Raw genomic sequence first — 26,494 nt, forward strand, 5'->3', positions numbered from 1 at the left:
TTCAAAACAATAGCTTTTTATATGCAGTAAAATCAAGAGTTTAGAGTGATTTTTAATCAAACTTCATTCTAAACCAACATTAATTTACAAATTAAAAACCCCCTGCTTTTGCAGCAGGGGGCTAGTATACTAGAATGTTGTTAATAGTGTTTCACTGACCCAAAGCTCTTTACCTGTTTTAGGACCGTATACTTGGTACCATGTGGTTTTGCCTTCTGTTTTCTTTCTTTTGTTTCCGAATATTGTGTAGACGTGTTTAAGAGGTGCATTGTTTGGTACTACTTCTTTAATTGTATCTTTGTCCGTTGAGCCTGCAATTGAACGTAGGTTAGACTCGTCTTTTGTGAATGATAGATTTTCGAGCGTGATCTCGTCCGTGCGTACCCATCCTTGTGTACCGTTGTATGTGATGCGTAACCAACGTGTGTTTTTACCGCTGTTGTTTTTAAAATCACGTACGTCTGTGTGATAGGCCTTTAATGTGATCACTTGTGCTTTACCGTATGTGCCAATTTTTTTTGCGAAGGCGTATGGCATATTGTAAATGCCCAGCCCACTCGATGCTTTGACTGATGCTGTTACATCGCTTGGTAGTTTTACGAATTGTGCAGGTTGTGATTTTGACTCTGGCAGAATATGATCGTATTCTATTGGCGCTTTCATGACTTTCGTACTCGCTGTTTTGCTGCTGTAGTCAGCTGATTTATACGCTTTCATTTGTGTCATTAAGTTCGCGATTTTACGGCTCCATTCTTTGTCCGTTGCGTATCTAACGTTCATACCTAATAATGTTGCCCCATTATAGTAGGCTCCTGTTGTTGTTAAGTAGTCACGATAGATTTTAAATGCATAGGCATTTAAGCCGTCTTTGCCTGTTGGGAAATACTTCGCACATGTTAAGGCACATGTATCATATGCTTGGTAGCCGAAGTAGTTGTTTTTGTATTGCGAAATCGTAGAACCACCCCAGCCTGTTTCTAAAATGGCATGAGCTAACATGAATTGTGCGTTAATGCCTACTTCGTTTTGAACTTCAATGAAGGTTGGAGCAAGTTTGTATAGGACATTGTCTGTTGTTTTCCCTTTACTTAAAAGGAATGAACGCATTTCTGCTGCTGTTAAGTCTGTCGATTTACGTAAGTTTACAGCGATGTATGGGTTTGTTTCAACATAAAGTGAGTTAATCCATACAGTTTTGTTTGCTAATGTACCTTGATACCAAATGCTCGTGCCCACTTTTTCAGTGCGGATAACTTTGAATGCTTTCGCACGGTATTTGCTCAAGTCATAAACGACGTTTTTAGTTGTACCGTTTGGAATGTTATAAGCAGTGTTTGTACCTGCAATGTATGTTGTAAATGTTTTTGTATCGACTAGGCTGTTTGAGGTGATTGTCACATCGTTTTTTGCTACCCAGCCTACTACTGTTGTTGCTGTGCCATTTGTACGGCTAATTTGGTAATATTCTTTACCATCTAATGTTGCTTCTTTTTTAATATAGAATGTTTCGTTTGTGTATGTCCCATTTGCTAGAACGAAATCTTCTAGATTTGTAACGTCTTTATAGATTTTCACTGTGCTACTTTTTAGGAGACCGACGAAGCTTGCTGTTTTTTCTGTTGGCTCTGATGCAGTTTGGGCTGCTTTTTGTGTTTTTGATGAACTAACCCATACTGTTTTTGTACCGATTTTACCTTTGTACCAATCCGTTTTCCCTACTTTTTCTGTTGTTGTTACGACAATTTTTTTGTTTTTGTAGCTTTTTAAACTTTTGATGGAGATGTCGTTTGTGCCACCCCAAATTTTCGTATAGGCAGAGCCTGTACCTATTAGAGATAGTGTTTTTGACTTTGTGCTCACTGCTGCATGTTTATAAGCTGTGACGTCTGATTTTTTGATCCAGCCAACGACACCTGATGTTGCACTAGCTTGTGTACTTAGCAAGTAATATGTGATTCCTTTATATGTTGATTGTTTTTTGACATAGAGTACTGTGTTTGTGTTTTTAGTGCCTGCTTTTGAGTATGCTGCTGTTTTTTGAACGTCATTATAAATTTTAGCAGAGCTACTACTTACTTTTGCTACGTAGCTAATGCTTTTTTCTACTGGTTTTGTTGAATTATTCGCTGCCGTATTGAGAGTCGCAGCACCTTTTTTTGTTGAGAGATAGCTACTATGAATCCATACCGTTTTGCCATTTAGTTTCCCTCTATACCATTTGCTTGTTGAAGCGATTGTTGTTGTAGCCGTGAATTTAACATTTTTATATGCTTTTAAAGATTTGTATGTGTAGTCTGTGCTACCCCAAGGGCTGACATAACCTCTACCTGAGCCTTTTATATAGAAGGTTTGCGATTTTGTTGATGTGACACTATAGCTTCGGATTTTGATGTCTGTCGATTTGACCCAGCCTAGCTGTGTTTTTTTTGTGTCACCGTATTTGTGGATGGCATAGTATGTAACGCCGTTCGTTTTTACTTTTTTATTGCTCATCATAACTTGTGTTGTTTGTGCTTTTGTTGCCATTTTACTTGTTGCCTTTGCGTCTGGCTGTTTGTAGATTTTCGCTTTAGTCGATTTGATGACGCCTATTTTGCTGATAGCTGTTGTTTTGTAGCTTGTAGCTGCTTGGGCGCCATTTGTTCCGATGATAAAAATAGCTAGTAGTAATGTGCAAATGAGTGTCCATGCGTGTTTTTTTAACATTTTCTACTTCCTTTCTGTTTCACAATGATAGATTCATATACTAATCAGACTATACATAGTGCCTAATTGTTGCAAGTGGAAGATTGGATTCGGTTGAATTTAATGCTCATTTCTTTTGGTGTGTTTGTGTTACGGCGACAAAAAGGGGTGGTTATTTTGTGATTAGCTCCCATAAATGTTGGTAATCTACTATTTTGTGTGGAAATTTTAAGTTTGCTAGCCGTAGACTTTTGCCTTATTTTATAGAGCTTGTTGACTTTCCTTCCTTTGAAAATATCGGAAGGCGTTTTAGGATTGGGTAGCTTTTTTAAACCCGTAGCTCCTAATAGCGTCTAATGACTCACTTTTTTGTCGATAAACTATAAATTAAGCAGAGATTTTGTAATGAACTTTACTTCCCTATCTGATATGTATATGGACCTATCCCTATTCTTGTTAAGTATATCGTATTTGTAGTAGAGATTTACTTTACGATTATGTTACAAGATTTTCGGGTTGGTGCTGCTTGCAGGAGTTGATGCTATTCGCGAAGGATTTGGTGCTAACATCCGAGGCTTCGGCTTTACTCTCGTGGGCTTTGGTGCTATTCTCAGAAGTTGGGGATACTCGCGCTAACTTTGGTAACTTTCTATAATTTGCTAAAAATTAAGCGTTTTCTGTATTATTAGGAACTTTTAGTTAGGAAAAAAATGTTATTTAAACCAATACTAAAGATACCCTTTTCATTAAAGCAATGTAGTTATTTTGGAGTTTTATTATTAATTAATTACATTTCTTGTGAAAAGAACGTTTATCTTTCATTTGAAACACTTTAATATGTATATATATTAAAATAATATAGTTTAATAGTGTGATTTTTAAAGAACGCGTATAATAGATGTACTAATTGAAGGCGAGGATATATTTTGAATAAGAAAATTAAAAAAGCGATTATTCCAGCTGCTGGTTTAGGAACACGTTTCTTACCAGCCACTAAAGCAATGCCAAAGGAAATGCTTCCTATTGTCGATAAACCAACGATCCAGTATATCGTTGAGGAAGCCATTGCTTCTGGCATTGAAGATATTATTATTGTTACTGGTAAAGGGAAAAGAGCTATTGAGGATCATTTCGATAATTCTTTGGAGTTAGAAACTAACTTAATCGAAAAAGGGAAAGACGAATTATTGATGAAGGTTAGACATGCTTCAAACTTAGCGAATATCTATTATATTCGTCAGAAAGAGCCAAAAGGTCTTGGACATGCTGTTCTATGTGCTAGTAGCTTCATAGGAGATGAACCTTTTGCCGTATTACTTGGTGATGATATTGTCGAAAATGATAAACCGTGCTTAAAACAATTAATGGAGCAATATGAAACTTCGAATAGTTCCGTTATTGGTGTACAGGAAGTTCCGGAAGATCAAACACATCGCTACGGAATTGTAGCCCCTTCTGAACAGTTAGACCGTTTATATAAAGTAGAGCGCTTCGTTGAAAAACCGAAGCAAGGTACAGCACCATCTAATTTAGCTATTATGGGCCGCTATGTATTTACGCCTGAAATTTTCAAGTTTTTAGAACGTCAAACACCGGGTGCAGGCGGAGAAATTCAACTAACTGATGCTATTGAACAGCTGAATAAGGAACAAGATGTCTATGCTTATAATTTTAGTGGTACGCGCTATGATGTAGGTGAGATTTTCGGTTTCGTGAAAACTACTATTGAATTTGCTTTGAAACACCCTGATATAAAAGACGATGTAGCAGAATATATTAAAACCTTAAAACTTTAAATTGATTCTTCATTTAACAATAAGACTAGACATGATCCTACTGAACGTACTCGTGTCTAGTTTCCTTTTGTTATACATATGGAAAGGATAAAATAAATGCAAAAAATTGTATTACGAACACAACATATAGAAGAATACGCCAATGACAATGCTATTCGTTCTTATCAACAACAAGTATCTGAAATTCATCAACACTTACATGCCTCTATCAGTTCCGATACAGAGAATATTCCTACGGGTTGGTTGCAAGATCCGTTAGAGGCTAACCAAGATTTAATAGCCGAAATCGAGTGTATTAGCCGCGAAATTTGTCGTAAATCAGATATACTTATCGTTATCGGAGTTGGTGGATCATACCTCGGTGCAAAGGCGATTCATGATGCACTTGGTAGTTACTTTACAAAAAAGGACGATGTCGAAGTAATCTTCATCGGCAATCAGTTAAGTAGCGATTATTTGAACCAGCTAATGGACTATATTCAAGATAAAGAAGTATACGTGAACGTGATTTCTAAATCAGGTACTACACTAGAGCCTGCTATCAATTTCCGCATCATACGTGAATTTATAGAAAAAAAATATGGCTTTTATGCACAGCAGCATATCATTGTTACTACTGATCAAGAAAACGGATTACTAAAAAAGGCAAGTGAGTTAAATAATTATCGACATTTGACAATCCCCGAAAATATTGGAGGCCGTTTTTCTGTCTTAACGCCAGTGGGGTTATTACCAGCTGTTGTATGCGGAGTTAATATTCGAGATCTTTTAGCAGGTGCTTCATCTGCAGCAACGGAATTATCTTCTCCTAATTTGGATGTTAATCCGGCCTATCAGTATGCGGTCATTCGAAACATCTTGTTAAATCAGGGGCATCAAGTTGAGATTTTATCAGTGTTTGAACCCAAATTGAAGTATTTTCAGGAATGGTGGAAACAATTATTTGGTGAAAGTGAAGGTAAGAATCATACAGGTATTTTCCCTACTTCTACAATTTATACGACTGACTTACATTCAATTGGACAATATGTTCAAGATGGACGCCGTTTCTTATTTGAAACAATTTTGAGTATTGCAGAACCGGAGCAAGATATTACAGTTCCCTTTTTAGCAGATGATTTTGATGCGCTAAACTATCTTACTGATAAATCGCTTCATGAAATCAATACGATTGCGAAAGACGCTACAATGAAAGCACATGCTAATGGGGCCATTCCTGTTATTGAGCTTAATATTGAAAAGCTTGATGCTTATCATTTAGGCTATTTATTTTATTTCTTTATGAAGGCTTGTGCAATGAGTGCTTATTTACTAAATGTAAATCCATTCGATCAGCCAGGTGTTGAAGAATATAAAAAGAATATCTCATCCTTATTAAATTCAACTTCAAAAGAATATAAACTTAGTTAAAGTCAGGAGCATGAAAATGGGTTATATGAAACAATTCGATAAATGGCTACAATTTAAAGAGTTAGATACTGACTTAAGAAAAGAGCTTCAAGTTATGCAAGGTGATGAAAGTACGCTAAAAGATGCTTTTAGTAAAAACCTTGAATTTGGCACTGGTGGCATGCGTGGTGAACTAGGTGCAGGCACAAATCGCATGAATATCTATACTATTCGTAAAGCTTCACAAGGAATCGCCGACTATATAGCAAAGCATGGACAGGCTGCGAAAGAACGTGGTGTTGTTATCGCTTTTGATAGTCGTCGTAAATCGAAGACATTTTCTAAAGAAGTTGCTGCAACACTTGCTAGCAACGGGATTAAAGCATATGTCTATGACGAACCACGTACAACGCCACAGTTATCATTTTCAATCCGAGACCTCCACTGCTTTATGGGTGTTATGATAACAGCTAGCCATAATCCACCTGAATACAATGGCTTTAAAGTTTATGGTGAAGACGGTTCACAGCTTAATATAGAAGATGCCAATCTTGTAATTGAGTATATTAATGTGATTGATAACGAATTTTCAATTGCGGTGCAGGATTTTCATACGCTGCAACAAAATAAGCTGATTGATATTCTATCTTCAGCTATTGACCAGCGTTATATCGCCCAAATAATGGCTATGCCAATGTATCCTGAATTGTTCAAAACGACTGATTTAAAAACAATCTTCACACCATTACACGGGGCTTCAGGCTCTACTGTTCGTAGTATGTTCGAGAAAATGGGTTATTCTCTTTCTTATGTAGCTAAACAAATCGAACCAGATGGCGAGTTTCCAACAGTCAATTCCCCTAACCCTGAGGAACCAGCTGCTTTTGCATTAGCCATTCAGCAAGGTAGGGATGAATCGTCCGACTTGTTAGTAGCACTTGATCCAGATGGTGATCGCGTTGGCATAGCGGTGCGTAAAGGTGATGACTATCAGCTACTTACTGGTAACCAAACAGGTGCCATTTTAATCGAATATTTGTTGTCTAACTTTGCTTCAAATAATCATTTACCAGAGAATGGCCGCATTTTCAAAACCATTGTTACTTCTGAATTTGGACGTGTTATTGCTGCAAAATACGGTGTATCTACAGAAGATGTACTAACTGGCTTTAAATTTATCGGTGAGAAGATTAACGAATATAACAAATCAGGTGCATACACATTCTTGTTTGGTTATGAAGAAAGTTATGGCTATTTGATCAAAGACTTTTCGCGTGATAAGGATGCTGTTCAGACCGCTTTAATCCTCGTTGAAGCGGCAGCTTTTTATAAGCAGAAAAGACTTACTTTGTTAGACGTATTAGAAGGCTTGTATGCTGAGCATGGCTATTTCGTAGAAGGATTAGTATCTGTTACGAAAAAAGGTGTTGAGGGTTCAAATGCCATTCAATCTGTACTTGAACAATTACGCCGACAACCTGTACTAGAAATTGCTGGCACTACGGTTACTCAGCAGGAGGATTATTTGTCTAGCGAACGTCTTGTCCATGCGACAGGTGAAAAGGAAGCCATTCATCTCCCTCAATCAAACGTTTTGAAGTACTTCTTAGCTGATGGTACTTGGATTTGTATTCGCCCAAGTGGGACTGAACCGAAGATTAAATATTATTTCGGCGTAAAAGGACCTTCTGCAGAGGCAAGTAATACGCGGTTAGAACTCTTTAAAAAAGAATTTTCAGCCTATGTTGATACATTATTTTAAATTAGACTATTTTGGGAGTTAAACAAATGATAAAAACAATTCAAAATGCTTTCAATAAAAAAGACCATTTACAACAATACCACCACTTTTATAAAAAGCTAAAAATCGTTAAAAATACGATATTAATGGAATCTACTCAAGGCCGCGCATTTAATGGCCATATGTTCTATATGTTAAAAGACCTCGTTGCTAGGTTCCCGCAATTTACTATTTACGTTGTTGCCAGAGATGTTAACGCTATTTCAAAAAGCTTAAAAAAACAGAAGCTTTCTCAAATTACAGTTGTTGAACATAACTCCATTGACTATGTTAAATTACTAGCTAGCTGTGAAATACTTATTAACGATACAAGTTTCTACCCTTTCTTTAATAAAAAAGAAGGTCAAACGTATATCAATACTTGGCATGGTACCCCTTTAAAGCATTTAGGGAAAGATATGCCCAATATTGTTGATGTCAGTAATGTACAACGTAATTTCTATATGGCAGACTATATTATTACTAGTAACCAATATACAGAAGATATACTGATCGATTCGCATAATTTAAAAGGCATCTACCCAGGAACAATGGTCACTGCCCCATCACCTCGAAATTCGATTCTATTTGATACGAAGGTGCGAGATAGAATTCGCAAAAAATATAAATTAACAAATCAAAAAGTCTCTTTCTATATGCCGACTTGGCGTGGTAATGTAGGAAAAGTGAAAAATAGTAACAAACAAATTTTAAATGACCTGGAGAAAATTTCGAAAAATCTAGAAAGCCATGAAAGTTTTTTCGTTAAACTACATCCTTTCCAAAGCAATATAGATTTGAGTAACTTCGATAATATCCATCTAATGCCTGACAATATTGAACTTTATGAGTTTTTAACGGCGGTAGATGTATTAATCACAGATTATTCTTCTATTATGTATGACTTTTTAAATACAGGTCGCTCCGTAGTACTGTATGCATATGATAAAGCTGAATACTATGATACACGTGGTGCCTATGAAGATATTCAGAATTACCCGCTACCTATCGCTACAACCGTGAAACAATTAATATCGTTACTGAAAGAAACACCTGCTGCAAATTATGATTCTTTAAAAGAGAAGTTTTGTCATCTTGATGGATTAGAAGGTACTGCCATCTTGAATGACTATCTATTTGCTAATAAGGAACATGCGTTAGTTCATCCTAGAAGCATTCACAACGGCAAAGAAACAGTCGCTATTTTAAGCGGTGGTTTCTGGGATAATGGTATTACAACTGCATTGATCAATACACTTGAAAATATTGATACTTCTAAGCGCAATTACTTAATCTTCTTTGGTCGTAAAAAGTTAGACCCACAACATTATTTCAGATTAAGAAACCTACCGGAAAATGTATTATTTTACCCTGTTCCGGGCGCTTTGAACGGTTCTCCTCTTGATCTAGCCGTTAACAAACGTTATTTATTTAATGAAAAGGTTACTTCGAAATGGATGGCTAACATCGTTAAAGAGCTTCATAAAATTGAATTTAAACGTGTGTTTGGTGACCTTAAAATAGATTGGATGGTTCACTACCCTGGTTTTGAAAGAAAATATGCTCAAATGATTAGTTCTATTGATGTTAAATCTGTTATGTATGTACATACAGATATGTTCATGGAATATGATATTAAAGCGAACTATAGTCAAAAGGTTATCTTTAATGCCTATAAAAACGCTACTGCTATTGCCATTGTAAACGAAACGCTAGTAGATGATTTCGTTAAAAGATTACCTTTTACAAAAGATAAATTAGTCGTGATGAATAACTTCTTAGGTGAAGACCGTATTAAAGATTTGTCTAATGCTAATCTCATTTCCACACTCGGAGATGTTCAGGTAGATTATAGTTACAATGATAATACGATTTTAGAGACATCAAATGATGATTATATCCAGCTTTATAATATGTTGAAAAACTTTAAAAAAGCTTTAAAACAGATGTCATTTACTTCTTTATCTGAAAACCAAAAGAATGTCATTTATAAAAACTATTTAAAAGAAACCGTAGCACAAAATCCCGAACTCAATATTACGGTGAATATTGACCAATTAGATATTGAGCGTCTTGAGGATGTAGCTTTTGAGAAGAAAGCTCCTTACCTTGCTAAAAACAAAGATCTTTTCGTACAAGCTTTCGAACAAAACTTTGATGAATTTGGTTATACAGATGAATATATTTCTAAAGGCGATTTAAAAACGATTATGATGGATAGTATTCAAGATCTGTCTCCTCAAGTGATTGAAAGAAATTTACGTATTTCTAAAACAAGATTGTTGGATGACATTTTCAATCCTGAGAAAAAAGTATTTATCAATATTGGTCGCTATGACCATCAAAAAGGCCATCTTCGCTTACTGACTGCCTTTGATAATATGCATACGAAGTATCCTAATACTTCACTTGTCATTATTGCGCCACATGGTCCTTTGAAAGAAGAAACGATTAAAATGGCTCGTTCTTTAGCAAGTCGGGACTCTATCTATATTTTGGGTCGCGTTAGTAACCCTTATGCATTATTAAAATATTGTGATGCATTCGTATTGAGTTCTATATATGAAGGACTTGGTCTAGTTGCTTTCGAAGCATTGGCTGTCGATACAGATTTAATCACGGTGAATTTACCACCAACTATTCGTGATTTTAAAGGTGACGAAGCGATTATCGTTGAAAATAGTGAGGAAGGAATTTATGATGGGTTGATCGATTATATGAAAAACCCTCATACGTTCAGAAAATATGATTTCTCTAAACCTAGAGAGCAATCTATTCGAGAATTTGAAAGTCTCTTTACTTCTGGCGATTAATCATCAGAAAACATTTAGCCTAGAATTTATCGAGCTTGCTCGATAAATTCTTCTAAAAAATCTGTGGCATCCGCCGGGGTTTGGACCCTGCTGGATAAAATAAAACAAATGAAAAGTCCAATGACCAAGTTAGCTACATCGGTCATTGGACTTTTTTTAATGCTATTAGTAAACTTCTAGTTCTGGTAGGTTATGAAGTAGGTCATGCCATTTTTCATAATAGCCTTCAGGTGTGTATTCCGTTGCCACAAGTTTTTGTCCAGCGGCTCCTAAAGTTGCTACTTCCTCTGGGTGATTAAGTAAATGAATGATTTTCTCCGCTAATTGCTCTTTGTCACCATTCGGCACTACGTAACCATTTACACCATTCTCTATAATTTCAGAAGGACCATAGTTAATGTCATAGCTTATGACAGGCGTACGGCTTGCTAGTGATTCAATTAAAGCAATGCTCATTCCTTCATCGGATGATGTAATGAGCGATACAGAGGCTTTAGTTACTATATCTTGGACGTGATTTGTATAACCTTTAAGGAATACATTGTTCGTTAGTTTTAACTCTTTAATGAGCTCTTCTAACTTTTCTTTTTCAGCACCTGCACCATAAACCTCAAGTTTAGCTTTTGGCACGTTTTGGACTACTTTCGCAAATGAATGAATGGCTTCATCAATTCGCTTTTCAGGACTATAACGTGCAATCATCGTAACAAGTAGAGGGTCTTTCTCTACTTCCTTATCATTCACTTCAACAAAGTTTGGTATGACATGAATATTGCCTCTATTACCAATCTCTTTATGCAAGTCCAACTGTTGTGCCTTTGTTAATACAACGGTTGTATATCCTTTTGGAATGACTTCAATGATCTCGTTTAAGTTTTCTTTATATTTGCTTCCTAAAGTATAAGGCGCTTCAAAGTGATTTGAATGCATCATATATACTTTTTCCACTAAAGAATCGTCCATACCAATTACTCTAGAAGCAGTCCCTGCTCCATCACAAATAACAATTGGCTTCACAGGCTCTAAATTACAAATTTCATTTAGCCAAGCAGTATGGAATTCGATTCGGTTAGCAAAGGACTGCGCCTTTTGATAATGTGGACTAAATAAAAATAGTCGTTGTTGATTGCCTTTAATATGGTTATACCAAATATTCAAATAGCAAAAGCCATCTTTTGTATAGTAGCGTTCCTGATTTTTTTTGTTGTTTGATGAGTGATAAAACGTTTCACGATTAATATATCCATCTTTATGGAATTCCTCACGACGTATACGAATACGATTGTCGGTGAAGTAATCGATAAATTCTATGACACGATCATCGTTCCATTTTTTATATTTGATATACATACCATTTAAGAAATATCGTGCGTAGTTATCTTCCGCTTCTACCCAGTAATCATCATTTTCGTATAATTTGGATGCTTTTTCGTAGTAGGCTTTTTGCTGTGAAGTCATTTCAGATTGCGATAACTTATCACGATAGTAATCATATACATTTGTGATTTTACAGTTAGCTGCTAATTGACCTGTTTGTCTTAGTTCTTTTTCAATTTCTCCGTAGTTAGGCTTGTAATCGAAGGTTAACAGTTCACTTTCAAATTGCTCATTTGAAAATAAACTGGACCTGCGTAACATAACTTTGTTAATGCCGCCTTTTTCAACAGCCATATCCCATACAGTCATGAATAATTTCTTTTTCATATGCGTTTTCACACCCTTTTTCAGATGAAAGTCACTAGAGTTTATCGTAGCTATCTATTTTTTCACTTTTGCTTTTCCGTATTTACGTCGGTCAGCAAGCTTTTTTTGGAAAGCTTTTTGTTCTTCATATGAAAGCTTGTGGTATTGCTTAATGAAGTTATTGTAATTTTTCATGACAATATTTGTTGGGCCGTATTCTCTTAGTTGGCCGCCTTCAATCCAAGCGATTTTGTTGCAGAAGTTTCGCACTTGGCTTAGGTTATGGCTGACGAAGAAAATGGTTTTGCCGCGGTTTTTATATTCATTCATCTTGGCTAACGATTTGTCTGCGAAGGTTTGGTCTCCTACAGATAGCGCTTCGTCGATGATGATAATATCAGGGTCTGCCGTGACGCTGATCGCAAAACCGAGTTTAGATTTCATACCGCTTGAATATTTTTTGACAGGCTGGTAGATGAAGTCACCGAGCTCAGAGAATTCGACGATTTGCGGTGTAACTTCAGCGATTTTCTCTTTGCTATAGCCCATTAGTAGACATTTGAATTCGATATTTTCGATACCTGTCAGCTGATTGTTCAGCCCTGCGTTAATGGCAATAACATTGACTTCCCCTTTGGCGATGATTTCGCCTGATGAAGGTGGAACGATGCCGCCAATTATATTACTAAGTGTAGATTTACCGGAGCCATTAATGCCTACAAGTCCAACGACATCCCCTGCTTCCACAGCAAATGAGATGCCATCTATTGCGTTGAAATCTGAGCCCATTTTTCCAGGAAAGAGTAAGTCACCGATTTGTTCTTTTTTGGATTTATACATACGGTATTTTTTTGTGACGTTTTTAATAATGACTGATTCTGCCATGTTTTATGTCCTCCATATTACGGTTAGATAAAGTCAGAGAAACGGTTTCTGAATTTATAGTGTGCTGATGAACCAATTATTAAAAGGAAAATAATAAGTCCCCAGTTATACAACGTCAATTGCCATTCCGCTACAATGTACCATTCGTTTTTCAGAAGAGATGCACGATAACCCTCTGCTAGATAGTGAAATGGATTTAGCCTTAAAATCTCTTGTATCCATTCAGGCATCTTCCCAGTACGATCCCATAAGATTGGTGATAAGAAGAACATCGCTTGTAGCACTGATTGAACAATCATCTGAACATCTCGCACCACAACTGTCAGTGTTGAAGTAAGTAATGTAATACTGAAGGCTAGAAGATAACTCATCGCCATGAAGTAAATGAGCTGGATATAATAAATACTCGGATAATACCCCGAAATCCAAAAGACGACCATAATAATGCCGACTAACGCTAAGTGGCCATAGAATTTACCTGTAATAATATAGCTCGGTAGAACTGATAACGGGAAATTCATCTTGGCGACCATGGAGTACTTTTGATAAATCGCTTTTGAGCCATTTAAAATTGCTTTGTTAATAAAGAACCACATGGAGATACCCGCGAGCATCCAGTAAACATATGGTACATTATCTATTTTTGCGCTTCCGCGTATACCAAAACCGAAAACAAACCAGTACATAGCCATTTGAATCGCAGGGTTAAGAATTTCCCAGAAGAAGCCAAGGTAGTTGTTTTGGTTGTCGATTTTAAGTTGAAATTTAGCCAATCTCTGAATCATATAAAAAGAATTCACTTGTTCTTTAATGATATTAATAAATGCCTTCATATTGTTATTTTCCTCAATTCCTTGAATTTCATTAAGGGTTGGTTTTGATGCATCATTTACTTTTGCAAAAAAAATCGACTTTCTATCATTCTTGATGTCATTTATGCATCATCGAATTTTCGTTTCGTCACATTAATAGTTAGAACGATATTTTGCTTTAAAAGGATGCACTTTGTTTTGAATTGTCGTTTGAATTCCCAGTGTTGGTAAGCTTTGGCGGGCTGTCCTTTGCTACCATAAGAGTGTCTCGAATCCGCTTTTTGGTAGACCAAATATTTTCTTATATTACCATAAAAACTTACAACATAGTATACCATAGAATGTGTATTTGTTCTGTTTGGAAAATGTAAAGATTTAGGATGGATTTATGAGAGTTTTCCAAGATGGAGAATGGTGTCGGTTGGGGTGATTATTTGGAGGTTTAGAGTGGATTTTAGGGGGTAGCGGTTTATAAGCGTTCTGAGGGAATTTTTCACATAAAAAAGACGTTTCCAGTTAAGATGGAAACGTCTTTTTTGCGTTATTTTTTGAAAACGTGGTTGACTACGCGTTCTGAGGCTTTGCCGTCTTCCCATTCGCAGAAACGTTCTGAGAAACGATCGAACTGTTCTTTTGAATGGTGGCCTTCTGTTAGGGCGCGACCAATTTCAGTAAATAGCTCGTCCTGTTCTTTGATGATTAATCCCGGTGCGTCGGCTTCAATGTCGATGTAGAAGCCACGTAAGCGATCTCGGTAATCTTCTAAGTCGTACATGTAAAAGATGATTGGGCGATCTAGAATAGCATAGTCAAAGAATACGGATGAGTAATCTGTGATTAGAATATCACTGACTAAGTATAGATCCGCGATGTCATAGTAGTTGGAAACGTCTTTGATGAAGTCGCCGTATTGTGCGAAGTCGAAGCTTTCCGATACTAGATAATGCATACGAGCTAGGAGAACAAAATCATCTCCGTACTGTTCTTTTAGTTTTTGTATGTCAAATTGGAATTCGAATTTGTACTTCCCTTTTTTGACGAATTGGTCGTCACGCCATGTTGGAGCGTATAAAACGATTTTCTTACCTTCAGGGATATTCAATGATTTACGGATTTTATCAATTTTGCTTAGGTCCGTATTTTGTAATGCATCATTTCGTGGGTAGCCTGATTCAATGACGTCCCCATTAAAGTGGAATGCACGTGCTAAAATTTCTCCTGAGTATGCGTTTGGCGCTATTAGATAATTCCAGTTTTTAGATTCATTAATGATGTTTTTACGGTATGTTGTTGTTTTTGTGCCTGGCATATGCACTTCTTCGATGTCTATACCAAGTTTTTTAAGCGGTGTACCATGCCATGTTTGTAGATATGTTGTTTTTTTAGGTCTTGGCATCCATTTTGGTAGACGGACGTTGTTCACCCAGTATTCTGCACGTGGAAACGTGAATAACCATTTCAGGGTGAAGCGTTTCATATACGGAACGCCCATTTCTTCAAATAGAGGAATACTGCTTTTTTGTATGCTCCAGATGAGTTTGAATTCTGGATTATTTTCTTTCATATATTCGTAAATTGCACGCGGATTATCGCTGTAGCGTTTGCCGTGGAAGCTTTCGAATACAACTAAGTTTTTCTTTCTCGGTGTTCTAGCTAGGAATGAGAAAGCCTTTGCAATTAGCTTTTTTGTATATTTACTTTTTTTAATTTTTTTTAACAACAGAATCCACTCTTTCCATTCATATTTACATTCTTTGTTTTTTTGGACGTACTATTGTCCCACATTATATCTTAACACTAAGCATTATAAGAAAAAACAATTTATTTCATTTTTTTTAACTATAAAAAAAGCGCTCTGCCCGTCAATCGTACGATGGGTGTGATCGCTTTTTTATCATGTTATTGCTTTGGGAATACTTTCTTTACGATTTTCTCTGATGCATTTCCTGATTCCCAGCTACAGATTTTGTCATAGAAGGCATCATATTTTTCTTTGTAATCTTCTGTTACTACGTCGATGTTGAGTACAGCTTCAATAATTTCATCTGTTGTTTTAACTAGTGGTCCTGGTACTTCACTTTCGATGTCGATGTAGAAACCTCGTAGTTGGTCACGATATTTTTCAAGATCATATGTGTAGAATAAAATGGGTCTACGCAAATTCGAATAGTCAAAGAATACAGATGAGTAATCGGTAATTAGGATATCTGAAATTAAATATAGATCCGCAATATCTTCATACGTAGACATATTATAGACAAAATCTTCATAGCCCTCAATATTTAGATCATCTGCTATGAAGTAATGCATACGGAGTAGGATGACATATTCGTCACCAAGTTTTTCTTTTAGTTTATTTAGATCAAATTTCAAATTGAATCTATACTTCCCTGGTTCATAAAATTCATCGTCACGCCATGTCGGAGCATAGAGGATTACTTTTTTATCTAATGGGATATTTAATTTCGTTTTCATCTTCGTAATATAGTCCGAGTTGTTGTTGATGTACAGCGTATCATTACGAGGGTAACCGTCTTCAAGCATAACTTTATCAAATTTGAATGCACTTTTGAAAATATCAGATGAGTATGGATTTGATGCGATTAAATAATCCCATAATCGTGATTGCTCATAGAATTGCTGTTTATACTTTGGATTGGCTGAATAGACTTCGTTCATATCAAATACTAGCTTTTTCAATGGTGTACCGTGCCATGTTTGTAAAAATACATTTCCTTCACGTTTTTGAAGATGAAGCGGCTGACGCATGTTGCTAACCCAGTATTTCGCCGTTGCCATGTAATAGTAGTAGGTTAAACTAAGGCGCTTCACTTGCTTCGCATTTCCTGGAAGATCGTGATTTGTTTCATTAAAGGACCAAACAAATTCGTATTCTGGGTAGTTTTCCACCATATACTCGTAAATATACCTCGGACTATCCGCATAATTTTTACCAAGGAAGCTTTCGAAAACGATTGTTTTTTCTTTCAATGGTCTTTTTAGGAAAACGTCTTTATATATTTGGCGATACATTTTCTTTTTGCTAGAAAGCGACTGCTTCGTCTCTCGAGCAAAATGGTGAAAATTGATATATCTTTTGTAGCTTTTCAGATTTTGTTTGCTAAGTGCTTTCAATTCACGTCGCACTAGCATATTTTGACCTTTATATTGCTCTGGATCAATTCTTTCCATTGCTGATGCAAGTTGTTCAAAGCTGCTATTGATTTTAGTAGCATCACGCATTATGAGAATGAACTTAGAACGATAAAGGTGGAGTAGTATTTTATCTAATAGGATCTCGGCTGTATTATTTCCTTTATATTGCTCTTTCAGTTGTTTATAAACGACTACAAAATCCGTTAACAGTTTTTCTCTCCCTAGCTGCGTAAGAGATGGGTTTGAAATCGGGTCATTACGAACACGGAGGAAATAAACACTTTCTCTTACATAATAGACATTTTTGTATTCTATGTATAACGGCAAAAGGAACGCCATTTCGGAATAACAATCTGTTTCCTCTGAAAAGCGAAGGCTGTGTTCACGAATGATTTCCATAGAAAACAAGCTATTCAACACAGTTAAGTTTTGGAATACTTTAAATAGCTTTTTATGTCTTCTCACTCTAATCTCCGAATCATCTATCTCTATTAAACTATCTTCTTTATTAGACACTCTTTTATTTCGGCCTAATATAAATGGTAGTTCTCCGATGCTTTGGACTAAATTTTCAACAGCACGATGTTCTAAAAAGTCATCGCTATCTACGAAATATATATACTCCCCTGTTGCTTGTTCGATCCCACGATTTCTTGCAAAACCAACACCGTGATTTTCATGTAGATCGATACTTTGGCAACGAGAATCTGCTTTTTTAAACTGTTCAATGATTTCAGCAGATCCATCTGTCGAACCATCGTTTACTACGATTATTTCTACGTTTTGATAAATTTGATTTGTCACTGATGTTAAACATTCTTCTAAAAATTCAGCTGTATTATATACGGTTACGATGACTGAAACGAACTTATCCATAAATTTACCTCTCCATTAGATCCACACATCTATTTCAATACGTTTCACAAAACAAATAGAACTCTTAACTGTTAAACAGGCACTTTTTTATGATTGGTACTTAGAGGATGTGTAAATACTTTTTTTATCATTTATCGTGAATTTTCCATATTTTTTTGCGATTTCAACTCAAATAGATAATATCATATAACAATAAAATTCTATATACTTATATATTTTGTTACGACAAATTTTTCTTTGTTGTGAGGCTTTTATTTCAGTTATACTAATAGAAAGTTGTTTGTAGCGAATTTTCCATTTAAAATACGTTGTACAAAGCTATTGGTAAACAATTTTTCTATTAAGGTGTCGAAATTTGTTAGTGATTATACTTTGGAATTTGGAGAATTAGGTGACTGGATGTTAAAGGAATTACTTATACATGTATTTTTATTTTTGAATCGATTAGTGTTTGGGTTTTTTAAGCTTTTTCAACAGAAGAATAAGATTGTGTTTTTGTGCGACTTTGGGGATAATGCACGTTTTGTGATGCGGGAACTGCAAGGGCGCGGGTTTGAGGAGATTTATGTACTGAAGTCGGGTAAATGCAAGGATAATTTTGCTGATTTGGGATTGGCTACTGGACATGTGTTAGATTTCCGTGTATCGCATGTTGGCGCCTATTTGAAAGGGTTATATCATCTTGCGACGGGCCGTAAAATTTTGGTTGATAATTATTTTGCTGTTTTAAGTGCGACACCGTTTCGAGATAATGTTGAATGTATTCAACTTTGGCACGCAGCTGGCGCGATTAAAAAGTTCGCGTTACAAGATCCGAGTATTGCGTTTCGGTCCCCTGCCGCTGTGAAGCGTTTTGAGAAAGTTTATGGTCGGATGACGAAAGCAGTTGTGGGGTCGGATGAGATGGAGCCAATTTTCGAGGCGGCTTTTGGGATGCGAAGTGAGCAGTTCTTACGTTTTGGCATTCCGCGTACTGATTTTTATTTTAATCAGTCTGAAGAAATTTTAGTGCAAAATGAAATTTTCCGATTGTATCCACAGTTGACTGGGAAAAAGGTGATTTTGTATGCGCCGACTTTTCGCGATCAGCAACTGAATGAACAGACGATACCATTAGACTTTACGGGGATTATGAAGTCTTTAGGTGAAGATTTTGCGCTGGTGATTAAGTTACATCCTGCTGTTGCTCATAGTATTGGAGAGATTTCTCATCCTGCGATTGTATCCGTTGCGAACGATGTATCCATTTCAAAGTTGCTGTTTGTGACGGATTATTTGATCAGTGATTATTCTTCGATTCCATTTGAATTTGCGCTACTTGGGAAGCCACAGATTTTTTATCCATATGATTTAGAGGCTTATGAGTTGGAACGCGGTTTTTGGACGGATTATGAGCAACTTGTTCCCGGTCCAGTTGTCTCGAATGATGATGAATTAGTAAATATTTTATTAAATCATGTATTTGAAAAAGCGCAGATTGAAGCTTTTTCAGCTGTTTGGAATGCATATTCAGATGGTCATGCTAGTGAGAAATTGGCCGAGTATTTGATGAAATAGGGATTTAGCGCTTGGGTTTGTTGGCTGGCTGCTTGGAAATGGGAACCTTGTATGGGCTCTTGTCGTTTATTATCCTATTAAGGAATTTTACTATCTGAATGAATTTGGCATTTCTAGCTAAATATAATATAATACCATTTAGTATTATGTATGGAGGCACATTATGAAAAAAGTAATTACGTACGGCACATTCGACTTGTTGCATGTAGGACATGTTAATATTCTTCGTCGCGCGAAAGATTTAGGCGATTATCTAGTTGTTGCTATTTCTTCAGACGAGTTTAATGCTCTAAAAGGTAAAAAAGCTTACTATAGTTTTGAGGATCGTAAGACAATTCTTGAGGCAATCGAGTATGTGGATGAAGTAATTCCTGAGCATACTTGGGAGCAAAAAATCCAGGATGTGAAGGATCATAACATCGATACTTTTGTCATGGGTCATGATTGGGAAGGGAAATTCGATTTCCTGTCGGATTATTGTGAAGTTATTTACTTACCTCGTACTGAAGGTATTTCCACAACAAAAATTAAAAAAGATTTAAACGCTCAAGCTGCAAAATAATAATTTTAGTTTATTTAACCACCCACGCCTTTAATGGAATGGGTGGTTTTTATTTTGGAGAGTTTAGAAAAAAAAACCGCATTAATGCGGTCTTAGGTTGTTAAGCTATTGAAAAGGTTGGTCCATTGTTTGTATTGGTGTCCAGGTGTGTATTTGGTTTGGATGGTGTGGTAGGCATTTCCCCCCATTTGTTGTGCCTCATCGGGATTTTGTAGCAGGTAGATGATTTTGTCTGCTAGTTGCTCGCGATCGTTGTTTGGGACTGCATAGCCATTTTTGCCAGCTGATTGGAATTCTTCGATATAGTAATTCGTGTCGTATATAACAACAGGCGTTTTGTTTGCAAAAGATTCTAAGGCGGCTAGGCTGAAGCCTTCGTATTTTGCTGTTACGACTGTGACAGTAGCTTTTGCTAGAGCCGCATCAGAATTTGTTGTGTAGCCTTTTAGTTCAACATTTTTTCGTAATTTTAACTTTCGAATAAGCACTGCTAGTGAACGACGCTTTGGACCATCTCCGTAAATGTGGAGCTTAGCATCAGGTACCTCTTGGATGACATTAACAAAGGCATGGACCGCTTCTTCAACGGCGTTTCCTTCATCTAGTCTTGCTACTACTGTTACGAGTAATGGATCTTTTTTCGCTATGTCGACGTCTCGTGCTTCGACAACATTTGGTATAACATGAATATTGTTATATTCACCGAACTGCTTGATGATATCAGTTTTTTGCTTGTCTGTAAGGACAATTATAGGATCACCATTTTTAGCATTTTCCATTATGCCGATATATTTTTCCTTGAGTGGACTACCATATGTGTACGGTGCCTCATAGTGATTGGTGTGAATAGCATAAATACGATGAGCTAGGTCGGATTCCATACTGCGAATTCTGTTTGATGAGCCTGGGCCATCGCAGATGATGATTGGCTTTTCAGGTTCATTTTTGCATATTTCGTTTAGCCAATGCACTTGGAGTTCTTTATTGTTAGCAAAGCTTAATGTTTCTTTTGTATCCAAGTTAAATAGATAAACTTTTTGTTGCTTACCTGTTTTATTGTTGTACCATTTTGTTAAATAGCAAAAACCATCTGGTGTGTGATAGAGCTCTTGGTTGAGTTCATTGTTAGTTGGGTGGTAATAGAGTTCGCGGTTCATGTAGCCATCGTTATGGAATTCTTCACGTTTGAGACGGTCATTCTCAGACGTGAAATAGTCTATGTAGCAAAGTCTTCCGTCCTTATCCCAGCACTTGTATTTAACATATGCACCATTTTGGAAGTAATGTGCGGATTCACCGCAGTCTTCTACTTGGAAGTCGGGTTCGAATTTTTCACTATTTAGGCGGTAGTTTTTGATACTTTCTTCTGTTGGACCACTCGTTGTGTAGCGCTTTTTATAGTAATCATATATATTAGTAATTTTGACGTTTTCGACAAGCCTTCCTTCTTTTTTTAGTTGTAATTCTATTTCAGGATAGTTATTTTTATAATCTAGTGTGATAAGTTCCGAGCAATAGTCGGCATTATTTAATAGGCTTGCACGTTTGTACATAACGCTATTTACTCCATATTTGTCCACATCAATATCCCAAATTGCCATGAATATTTTTCTCATTGTTTCACTACTTTCTTTTTGGGCGTGTTTGTTAAGGTCTACTATACTCTGTTTTGGGTTGAAAATTCAATTATTTTCAAGGTGAAATAGCACCATGAGCTAGACTGGCAAATAATAATTGTCAAAAATAATTTGACGTGCATCTCTTATGATGAAAAGTTCTTTGAATAACTTGAGATTCATTCTATTTTGGAGATGAATTTAGAAGGCCAGTATTTGTATTGTCAGCTCATCATGTTCTTCTTTTCAGTTTCCTTCAAGCTGGTTCCCCCGGTAGATTAGGTTAATTTAGGATGATTTTGACGTTTCAATTTATAGGAATGTTGCAAATAAAAATGCCAAGTGAGAAATTTTCACTTGGCATTTTGGACTTGTTTATGTTTTATTTTTAGGATTAAAGCGTTTGGATAAAGGCTTCAATACGGTCTAGACCTTCATTTAATGTTGACTGTGCATAAGCGTATGTGATGCGCAAATAGCCTTCGCCATATGGTGTGAAAACGGAGCCTGGGATGACGCCGACACCCCCTTCTTTCATAAGGCGTATCGCAAATTCTTCAGATGATAGGCCGAATTTCTTGATCGATGGGAAAATGTAGAATGCGCCTGTCGGTTTTTGAACTTCGAAGCCCATTGCAATTAGTCGATCGTATACATAGTCGCGGCGTATGATATATTGTTTGTTCATCTCGGCTGGGACTTCTTTGCAGTTAGTGAGTGCTTCAATAGCCGCGTATTGACTTGGCAGTGCTGCACAGATTGCGTTGAATGCATGGATTTTCACAACTTCTTTAATTAGCTTCGCAGATGTCATGAGGAATCCGATACGCCAACCTGTCATTGAGTGTGATTTTGATAGGCCATGAACTAAGAACAATTTGTCTTTTAGTTCAGGATATGAGCCAAATGAACGGTGCTCGCCTTCAAATGTGTTTTCACTGTATATTTCGTCTGAGATGACAAAGATGTCCTGATTAGCTAGTACTTTTGCTAACGCGTCCATTTGTTCAGGAGAGATTGTTGCTCCGGTTGGGTTGGATGGAAAGTTGAATAATACTGCTTTTGTTTTAGGTGTGATGAGTTTTTCTAAGCGCTCAGCGGATGGTTGGAAGTTTGTGTCTGTTGTGTCTAGGTAAACTGCTTTTGCTCCGCAAAACTGGATGATTGGTTCGTATCCTGAGTAGATTGGTGCTGGTAGGATGATTTCATCCCCTTCTTCGAAGATTGTGCGGAATACTGAGTCGATTGCCTGACTTGCTCCGTTTGTGACGATGATTTCATCTTGGGCGTTGTAATTACATTCGTATTTTTCTTTGAAGAACGCTACTGCTGCTTCGCGAAGTTCGATTAGGCCAGCGTTATGCGAGTATGTTGTTAGGTTTTGTTCGATTGAGCGGATGCCTGCTTGTTTGATTGTTTCGGGTGTTGGGAAGTCTGGTTGACCGATTGTTAAGTTAACGGCATTAGGGTAGTTTATAAGTTGGTTTGAGAATTTGCGAATTCCGGGTAATCCGCCTTTTTTTGCTCTTGTGTTAAGGGATAAAGACATTTGGTAACCCTTCTTTCATATATTTAACATATTTGTTCACTGTATCTTATTATACTACCAAATTCTGAAAACTTAAATATTTTATTTCATAGATTTAGGATTTTTTTGAGGTGGGGGTTGTTGACTTGGGCAGGGGCTTCTATGACTCGCGGTGTAGCTTTTATGACTCAGACATCGACTTCTATGACTCACTGCTCGGCTTTTATGACTCAGATCTGCTTCTATGACTCACGGCTCTTCTTCTATGACTCAGACATCAACTTCTATGACTCACGGCTCTTCTTCTATGACTCAGATGAGCTTCTATGACTCGCGGCTATTCTTTTATGACTCAGATGAGCTTCTATCACTCGCGGCTCTTCTTCTATGACTCAGACATCAACTTCTATGACTCACGGCTATTCTTTTATGACTCAGATCTGCTTCTATGACTCACGGCTCTTCTTCTATGACTCAGACATCAACTTCTATGACTCACGGCTCTTCTTCTATGACTCAGACATCAACTTCTATGACTCGCGGCTCTTCTTTTATGACTCGGGCGGCTGCCTTTGTTAATTTTTCAGCAAAGGTAGCTGCTCCGAATTTATTTCCTTTAGTTTATTATGTCACTGATTGAGGGATAGACTTTTTAAATAACGGTTTTTGGTAATGATAGTAGTATGTTCTTGAAGATGTGTGACCGATTGGGGTTAGATTCATAGATTTTAGGATTCTTGTGATGCTACTTTTGTTGTTTATTTGTAGGTAATTCCGACATTCTTCGTTTGTTATGCTGTTTTTGAAGAGCCAAAACCAATCTTGCATTGCTTGAGTGATGGCATTTTCTATGTTGTTCTTACAGTAAGTACATTGCCACGAGCGCTGGGAAATTCTGCGACCACTGCCTCCGCATGGGCAAATGATTCCCATTTTTAAATGGTTTGTTGGGATATCATATTTAATCGCTAAGGGAAAGGATTTATATGGTTTATTACTTTGCTTAATTTTCGAAATGACATTGTCAAATTGGTGTTTCGTAATTTTAGCTGGTAGATTATTTAGTTCTTGCAAATAAAGTGCAACTTCTTTTGGACCTAATAGTTTAACTTTTGTTGGTGGACTCTCGATGTATGTTTGTTTATTCGGTAACACGATCGCTTTGTGAATTGGTATGTCAATCTCTAGCTGTTTCTGTAGCCAAAATTTTAGACTATCTTCAGTTCGCAAAATTTGCTGTTGTGGACAAACGTATTTAACAATTTTTCCGTTGGTTACTTGTACTAATTGGTATGGATTCTCTTGAAATGTCAGTGTTCCTTTTAAATGTTTTATTTCTAGGATACATATATAACTAGTTGTGATAATGAGAGAGTCAATTTGGGTAAAGCGATTTTGGGAAGCTTGTAATTCAACGTTTGGGAGAATATGAAAGGGGATTTTGAAATGGGTTTCTTGAATTAGCTGATCAACTCGACATTCACCATTGTAACCCGCTTGGATGTTGTCTAAGTATTTTTCGATTTCTCCTATTTTAGGGGATGACGGGCTGAGCCGCATTAGGAGTCGCAGATATGCATCAAAGCTTACTGGTTTTGAGCGTTTTTCAAATATTATTACCCTCTCCTTTTATTGTATATTCTATTGTACTTTACCATTTGTTAGGCATTTTTTCAATTTAATAGACAGAAAATTCCGTCGTATATGAAGTGGATTCTTCTTTTATGACTCACCCATTGGCTACACAAATTCATCTAGATTAGGGTTTGAGCATAAAAAAGCCAGCTGCTTGAGCGGCTGGCGGGTGATTAATGGTTTAAGACGACGGATAGGAAGTCTTGTGCACGTTTAGAGTCTGGGTTGGTGAAGAATTTTTCTGGTGGTGCGATTTCTACTATTTTTCCTTCTGCCATGAAGACGATTTGGTCACAAATTTCTTTGGCGAAGCCCATTTCGTGGGTTACGACTACCATTGTCATGCCGTCGCCTGCAAGTTTTCGGATGGCGTCTAGTACTTCTTTGACCATTTCTGGGTCTAGGGCTGATGTTGGTTCATCAAAGAGCATAATTTGTGGGTCCATTGCAAGTGCACGAGCTATGGCTACACGTTGTTGTTGACCACCGGATAGGCGTCCTGGATAGGCGTCGAATTTGTCGCCTAGTCCTAGAGATGTTAGTAGTTCTTTACCTCGTTTTTCGGCATCCGCTTTGGATAAACCTTTTACTTTTTGTGGTGCGATTGTGACGTTTTCGAGTGCTGTTAAGAATGGATATAGGTTGAAGCTTTGGAATACGAAGCCGATGTTCGTGCGCGCTTTGTTGATGTCCGTTTTTTTGTCATGGATGGAGATTCCGTCCACGATTATGTCGCCTGTGTCGATTGTTTCGAGTGCGTTGATGGTGCGGATTAGTGTTGATTTACCAGCTCCACTTGGACCGATTAGTGCGACAACATTGGATTTTGGTACTTCTAATGTGATGTCTGTTAATACGTGATGATCGCCGAAGCTTTTATTGACATTTTTGATAGAGATCAATGGTCTTCTCTCCTTCCTTATTGTTCACTTTTCAACATACGCTTTTCGATAGCGCGGATGATTAAAGATAAGCTGAATGTCATGATGAAATATACAAGCGCAACAAATGTCCAAATTTCAATATAACGGAATGATGTTGCTGCTAAATTTTTTGCTTTTAACGTTAAGTCTACGCCTGCGATGACAGAGATTAACGATGAATCTTTAATTAAAATGATAAATTGAGATGCCATTGGCGGCAAAATTCTTCTGAATGCTTGCGGCAGAATAATAAAGCGCATTGCTTGGAAATTGGACATACCAGCTGAACGAGCTGCTTCCATTTGACCTTTTGGGACAGCTTGGATACCAGAGCGAACGATTTCAGCTAGGAAGGCACCCGAGAAAGTTGCAAGACCAATTATAGAACCCCAGTATGAACCTAATGAGAAAAATTGACCTAATCCGAAGTAAATCCACATTAATAAAACAAGTAATGGTACGCCACGCATGATTTCTACATAAGCACCGGAAATAAAACGAATAATCGGGTTACGTGAAATACGCCCAATCCCGAAAATGATACCTAATGGAATACTAAGTAATAATGAAATTGCTGAAATTTCTAATGTTAGTATGGCTCCTTGAATGAAGACATCCATATTATTTGGGATGACGCTCCAGTCTAGTTGGTTATTCATGAAAATACCCTCCTCGATCAATTGCTTTGATCGGTTATTATTTCGATAAAAGATTACAACGACGCCAGCAAACATGTAAGAGGCGTACTCTCTCATGTTCAGCTGCGTCGTATGTAATGTTTCAAAGTACTACTGTTCT

General features: G+C 36.9%; 17 protein-coding genes. 6 read left to right on the forward strand and 11 right to left on the reverse strand.

The window, feature by feature from the left end:
- Window positions 1-129: 129 nt before the first annotated feature.
- Window positions 130-2,706 carry a glucosaminidase domain-containing protein gene (locus JFL43_RS12170; RefSeq protein ID WP_200749255.1) on the reverse strand — a complete coding sequence of 859 codons (2,577 nt, stop codon included), beginning with the start codon at window positions 2,704-2,706 and terminating at the stop codon, window positions 130-132.
- A 905-nt stretch (window positions 2,707-3,611) separates the two neighbouring features.
- Between JFL43_RS12170 and galU the strand changes: the two genes are divergently transcribed.
- The 4 genes from galU (at window position 3,612) to JFL43_RS12190 (ending at window position 10,463) form a co-directional block, all read left to right on the forward strand.
- Entirely contained in the window at window positions 3,612-4,481 is an 870-nt protein-coding gene (gene galU, locus JFL43_RS12175; RefSeq protein ID WP_100794795.1) for a UTP--glucose-1-phosphate uridylyltransferase GalU, read from the forward strand.
- A gap of 96 nt (window positions 4,482-4,577) precedes the next feature.
- Window positions 4,578-5,891, forward strand: a complete 1,314-nt coding sequence (locus JFL43_RS12180; protein WP_200749256.1) for a glucose-6-phosphate isomerase — start codon at window positions 4,578-4,580, stop codon at window positions 5,889-5,891.
- 16 nt (window positions 5,892-5,907) lie between these two features.
- Window positions 5,908-7,632 (forward strand): phospho-sugar mutase, encoded by a 1,725-nt coding sequence (locus JFL43_RS12185; protein WP_200749257.1) that lies wholly within the window; start codon window positions 5,908-5,910, stop codon window positions 7,630-7,632.
- A gap of 26 nt (window positions 7,633-7,658) precedes the next feature.
- Entirely contained in the window at window positions 7,659-10,463 is a 2,805-nt protein-coding gene (locus tag JFL43_RS12190; protein WP_200749258.1) for a CDP-glycerol glycerophosphotransferase family protein, read from the forward strand.
- Window positions 10,464-10,628: 165 nt separating this feature from the next.
- Here the strand turns inward: JFL43_RS12190 and JFL43_RS12195 are convergent, their stop codons facing one another.
- The 5 genes from JFL43_RS12195 to JFL43_RS12215 all read right to left on the reverse strand — a co-directional run bounded on the left by JFL43_RS12195 (window position 10,629) and on the right by JFL43_RS12215 (window position 17,875).
- Entirely contained in the window at window positions 10,629-12,167 is a 1,539-nt protein-coding gene (locus JFL43_RS12195) for a glycosyltransferase (RefSeq protein WP_200749259.1), read from the reverse strand.
- Between the two features lie 54 nt (window positions 12,168-12,221).
- The gene (gene tagH / locus JFL43_RS12200) at window positions 12,222-13,031 is read right to left on the reverse strand and encodes a teichoic acids export ABC transporter ATP-binding subunit TagH (RefSeq protein ID WP_200749260.1); all 810 of its coding nucleotides are present in this window, start codon (window positions 13,029-13,031) and stop codon (window positions 12,222-12,224) included.
- A gap of 23 nt (window positions 13,032-13,054) precedes the next feature.
- Window positions 13,055-13,864 (reverse strand): ABC transporter permease, encoded by an 810-nt coding sequence (locus tag JFL43_RS12205; RefSeq protein ID WP_100794801.1) that lies wholly within the window; start codon window positions 13,862-13,864, stop codon window positions 13,055-13,057.
- A 520-nt stretch (window positions 13,865-14,384) separates the two neighbouring features.
- The gene (locus tag JFL43_RS12210; RefSeq protein WP_200749261.1) at window positions 14,385-15,563 is read right to left on the reverse strand and encodes a CDP-glycerol glycerophosphotransferase family protein; all 1,179 of its coding nucleotides are present in this window, start codon (window positions 15,561-15,563) and stop codon (window positions 14,385-14,387) included.
- 179 nt (window positions 15,564-15,742) lie between these two features.
- Window positions 15,743-17,875: a bifunctional glycosyltransferase/CDP-glycerol:glycerophosphate glycerophosphotransferase gene (locus JFL43_RS12215; protein WP_200749262.1), complete on the reverse strand. Its 2,133-nt coding sequence runs from the start codon at window positions 17,873-17,875 to the stop codon at window positions 15,743-15,745.
- 372 nt (window positions 17,876-18,247) lie between these two features.
- On the opposite strand from JFL43_RS12215, the gene JFL43_RS12220 reads away from it, so the two are divergent.
- Window positions 18,248-19,432, forward strand: a complete 1,185-nt coding sequence (locus tag JFL43_RS12220) for a CDP-glycerol glycerophosphotransferase family protein (RefSeq protein WP_234447755.1) — start codon at window positions 18,248-18,250, stop codon at window positions 19,430-19,432.
- 163 nt (window positions 19,433-19,595) lie between these two features.
- Window positions 19,596-19,994: a glycerol-3-phosphate cytidylyltransferase gene (tagD, locus tag JFL43_RS12225; protein ID WP_100794804.1), complete on the forward strand. Its 399-nt coding sequence runs from the start codon at window positions 19,596-19,598 to the stop codon at window positions 19,992-19,994.
- 92 nt (window positions 19,995-20,086) lie between these two features.
- Here the strand turns inward: tagD and JFL43_RS12230 are convergent, their stop codons facing one another.
- The 5 genes from JFL43_RS12230 to JFL43_RS12250 form a co-directional block, all read right to left on the reverse strand.
- Entirely contained in the window at window positions 20,087-21,610 is a 1,524-nt protein-coding gene (locus JFL43_RS12230; RefSeq protein WP_200749263.1) for a glycosyltransferase, read from the reverse strand.
- Between the two features lie 394 nt (window positions 21,611-22,004).
- Window positions 22,005-23,159 carry an aminotransferase class I/II-fold pyridoxal phosphate-dependent enzyme gene (locus JFL43_RS12235; protein WP_200749264.1) on the reverse strand — a complete coding sequence of 385 codons (1,155 nt, stop codon included), beginning with the start codon at window positions 23,157-23,159 and terminating at the stop codon, window positions 22,005-22,007.
- A 603-nt stretch (window positions 23,160-23,762) separates the two neighbouring features.
- Window positions 23,763-24,698 (reverse strand): nuclease-related domain-containing protein, encoded by a 936-nt coding sequence (locus JFL43_RS12240; protein ID WP_200749265.1) that lies wholly within the window; start codon window positions 24,696-24,698, stop codon window positions 23,763-23,765.
- A 248-nt stretch (window positions 24,699-24,946) separates the two neighbouring features.
- Window positions 24,947-25,675, reverse strand: coding sequence for an amino acid ABC transporter ATP-binding protein (locus JFL43_RS12245; RefSeq protein ID WP_200749266.1), 729 nt, complete (start codon window positions 25,673-25,675; stop codon window positions 24,947-24,949).
- 17 nt (window positions 25,676-25,692) lie between these two features.
- Window positions 25,693-26,355, reverse strand: a complete 663-nt coding sequence (locus JFL43_RS12250) for an amino acid ABC transporter permease (protein ID WP_100794809.1) — start codon at window positions 26,353-26,355, stop codon at window positions 25,693-25,695.
- Window positions 26,356-26,494 lie beyond the last annotated feature (139 nt).

This window comes from Viridibacillus soli (assembly GCF_016612995.1).
GTDB classification, from domain to species: domain Bacteria; phylum Bacillota; class Bacilli; order Bacillales_A; family Planococcaceae; genus Viridibacillus; species Viridibacillus soli.

Coding starts and splice junctions, on each gene's coding strand:
- JFL43_RS12185 (WP_200749257.1), top strand. CDS start 5,908: ATGGGTTATATGAAACAATTCGATAAATGGCTACAATTTAAAGAGTTA.
- JFL43_RS12195 (WP_200749259.1), bottom strand. CDS start 12,167: ATGAAAAAGAAATTATTCATGACTGTATGGGATATGGCTGTTGAAAAA.
- JFL43_RS12205 (WP_100794801.1), bottom strand. CDS start 13,864: ATGAAGGCATTTATTAATATCATTAAAGAACAAGTGAATTCTTTTTAT.
- JFL43_RS12235 (WP_200749264.1), bottom strand. CDS start 23,159: ATGTCTTTATCCCTTAACACAAGAGCAAAAAAAGGCGGATTACCCGGA.
- tagH (WP_200749260.1), bottom strand. CDS start 13,031: ATGGCAGAATCAGTCATTATTAAAAACGTCACAAAAAAATACCGTATG.
- JFL43_RS12215 (WP_200749262.1), bottom strand. CDS start 17,875: ATGGATAAGTTCGTTTCAGTCATCGTAACCGTATATAATACAGCTGAA.
- JFL43_RS12250 (WP_100794809.1), bottom strand. CDS start 26,355: ATGAATAACCAACTAGACTGGAGCGTCATCCCAAATAATATGGATGTC.
- JFL43_RS12180 (WP_200749256.1), top strand. CDS start 4,578: ATGCAAAAAATTGTATTACGAACACAACATATAGAAGAATACGCCAAT.
- JFL43_RS12170 (WP_200749255.1), bottom strand. CDS start 2,706: ATGTTAAAAAAACACGCATGGACACTCATTTGCACATTACTACTAGCT.
- JFL43_RS12190 (WP_200749258.1), top strand. CDS start 7,659: ATGATAAAAACAATTCAAAATGCTTTCAATAAAAAAGACCATTTACAA.
- JFL43_RS12230 (WP_200749263.1), bottom strand. CDS start 21,610: ATGAGAAAAATATTCATGGCAATTTGGGATATTGATGTGGACAAATAT.
- JFL43_RS12240 (WP_200749265.1), bottom strand. CDS start 24,698: ATGCGGCTCAGCCCGTCATCCCCTAAAATAGGAGAAATCGAAAAATAC.
- tagD (WP_100794804.1), top strand. CDS start 19,596: ATGAAAAAAGTAATTACGTACGGCACATTCGACTTGTTGCATGTAGGA.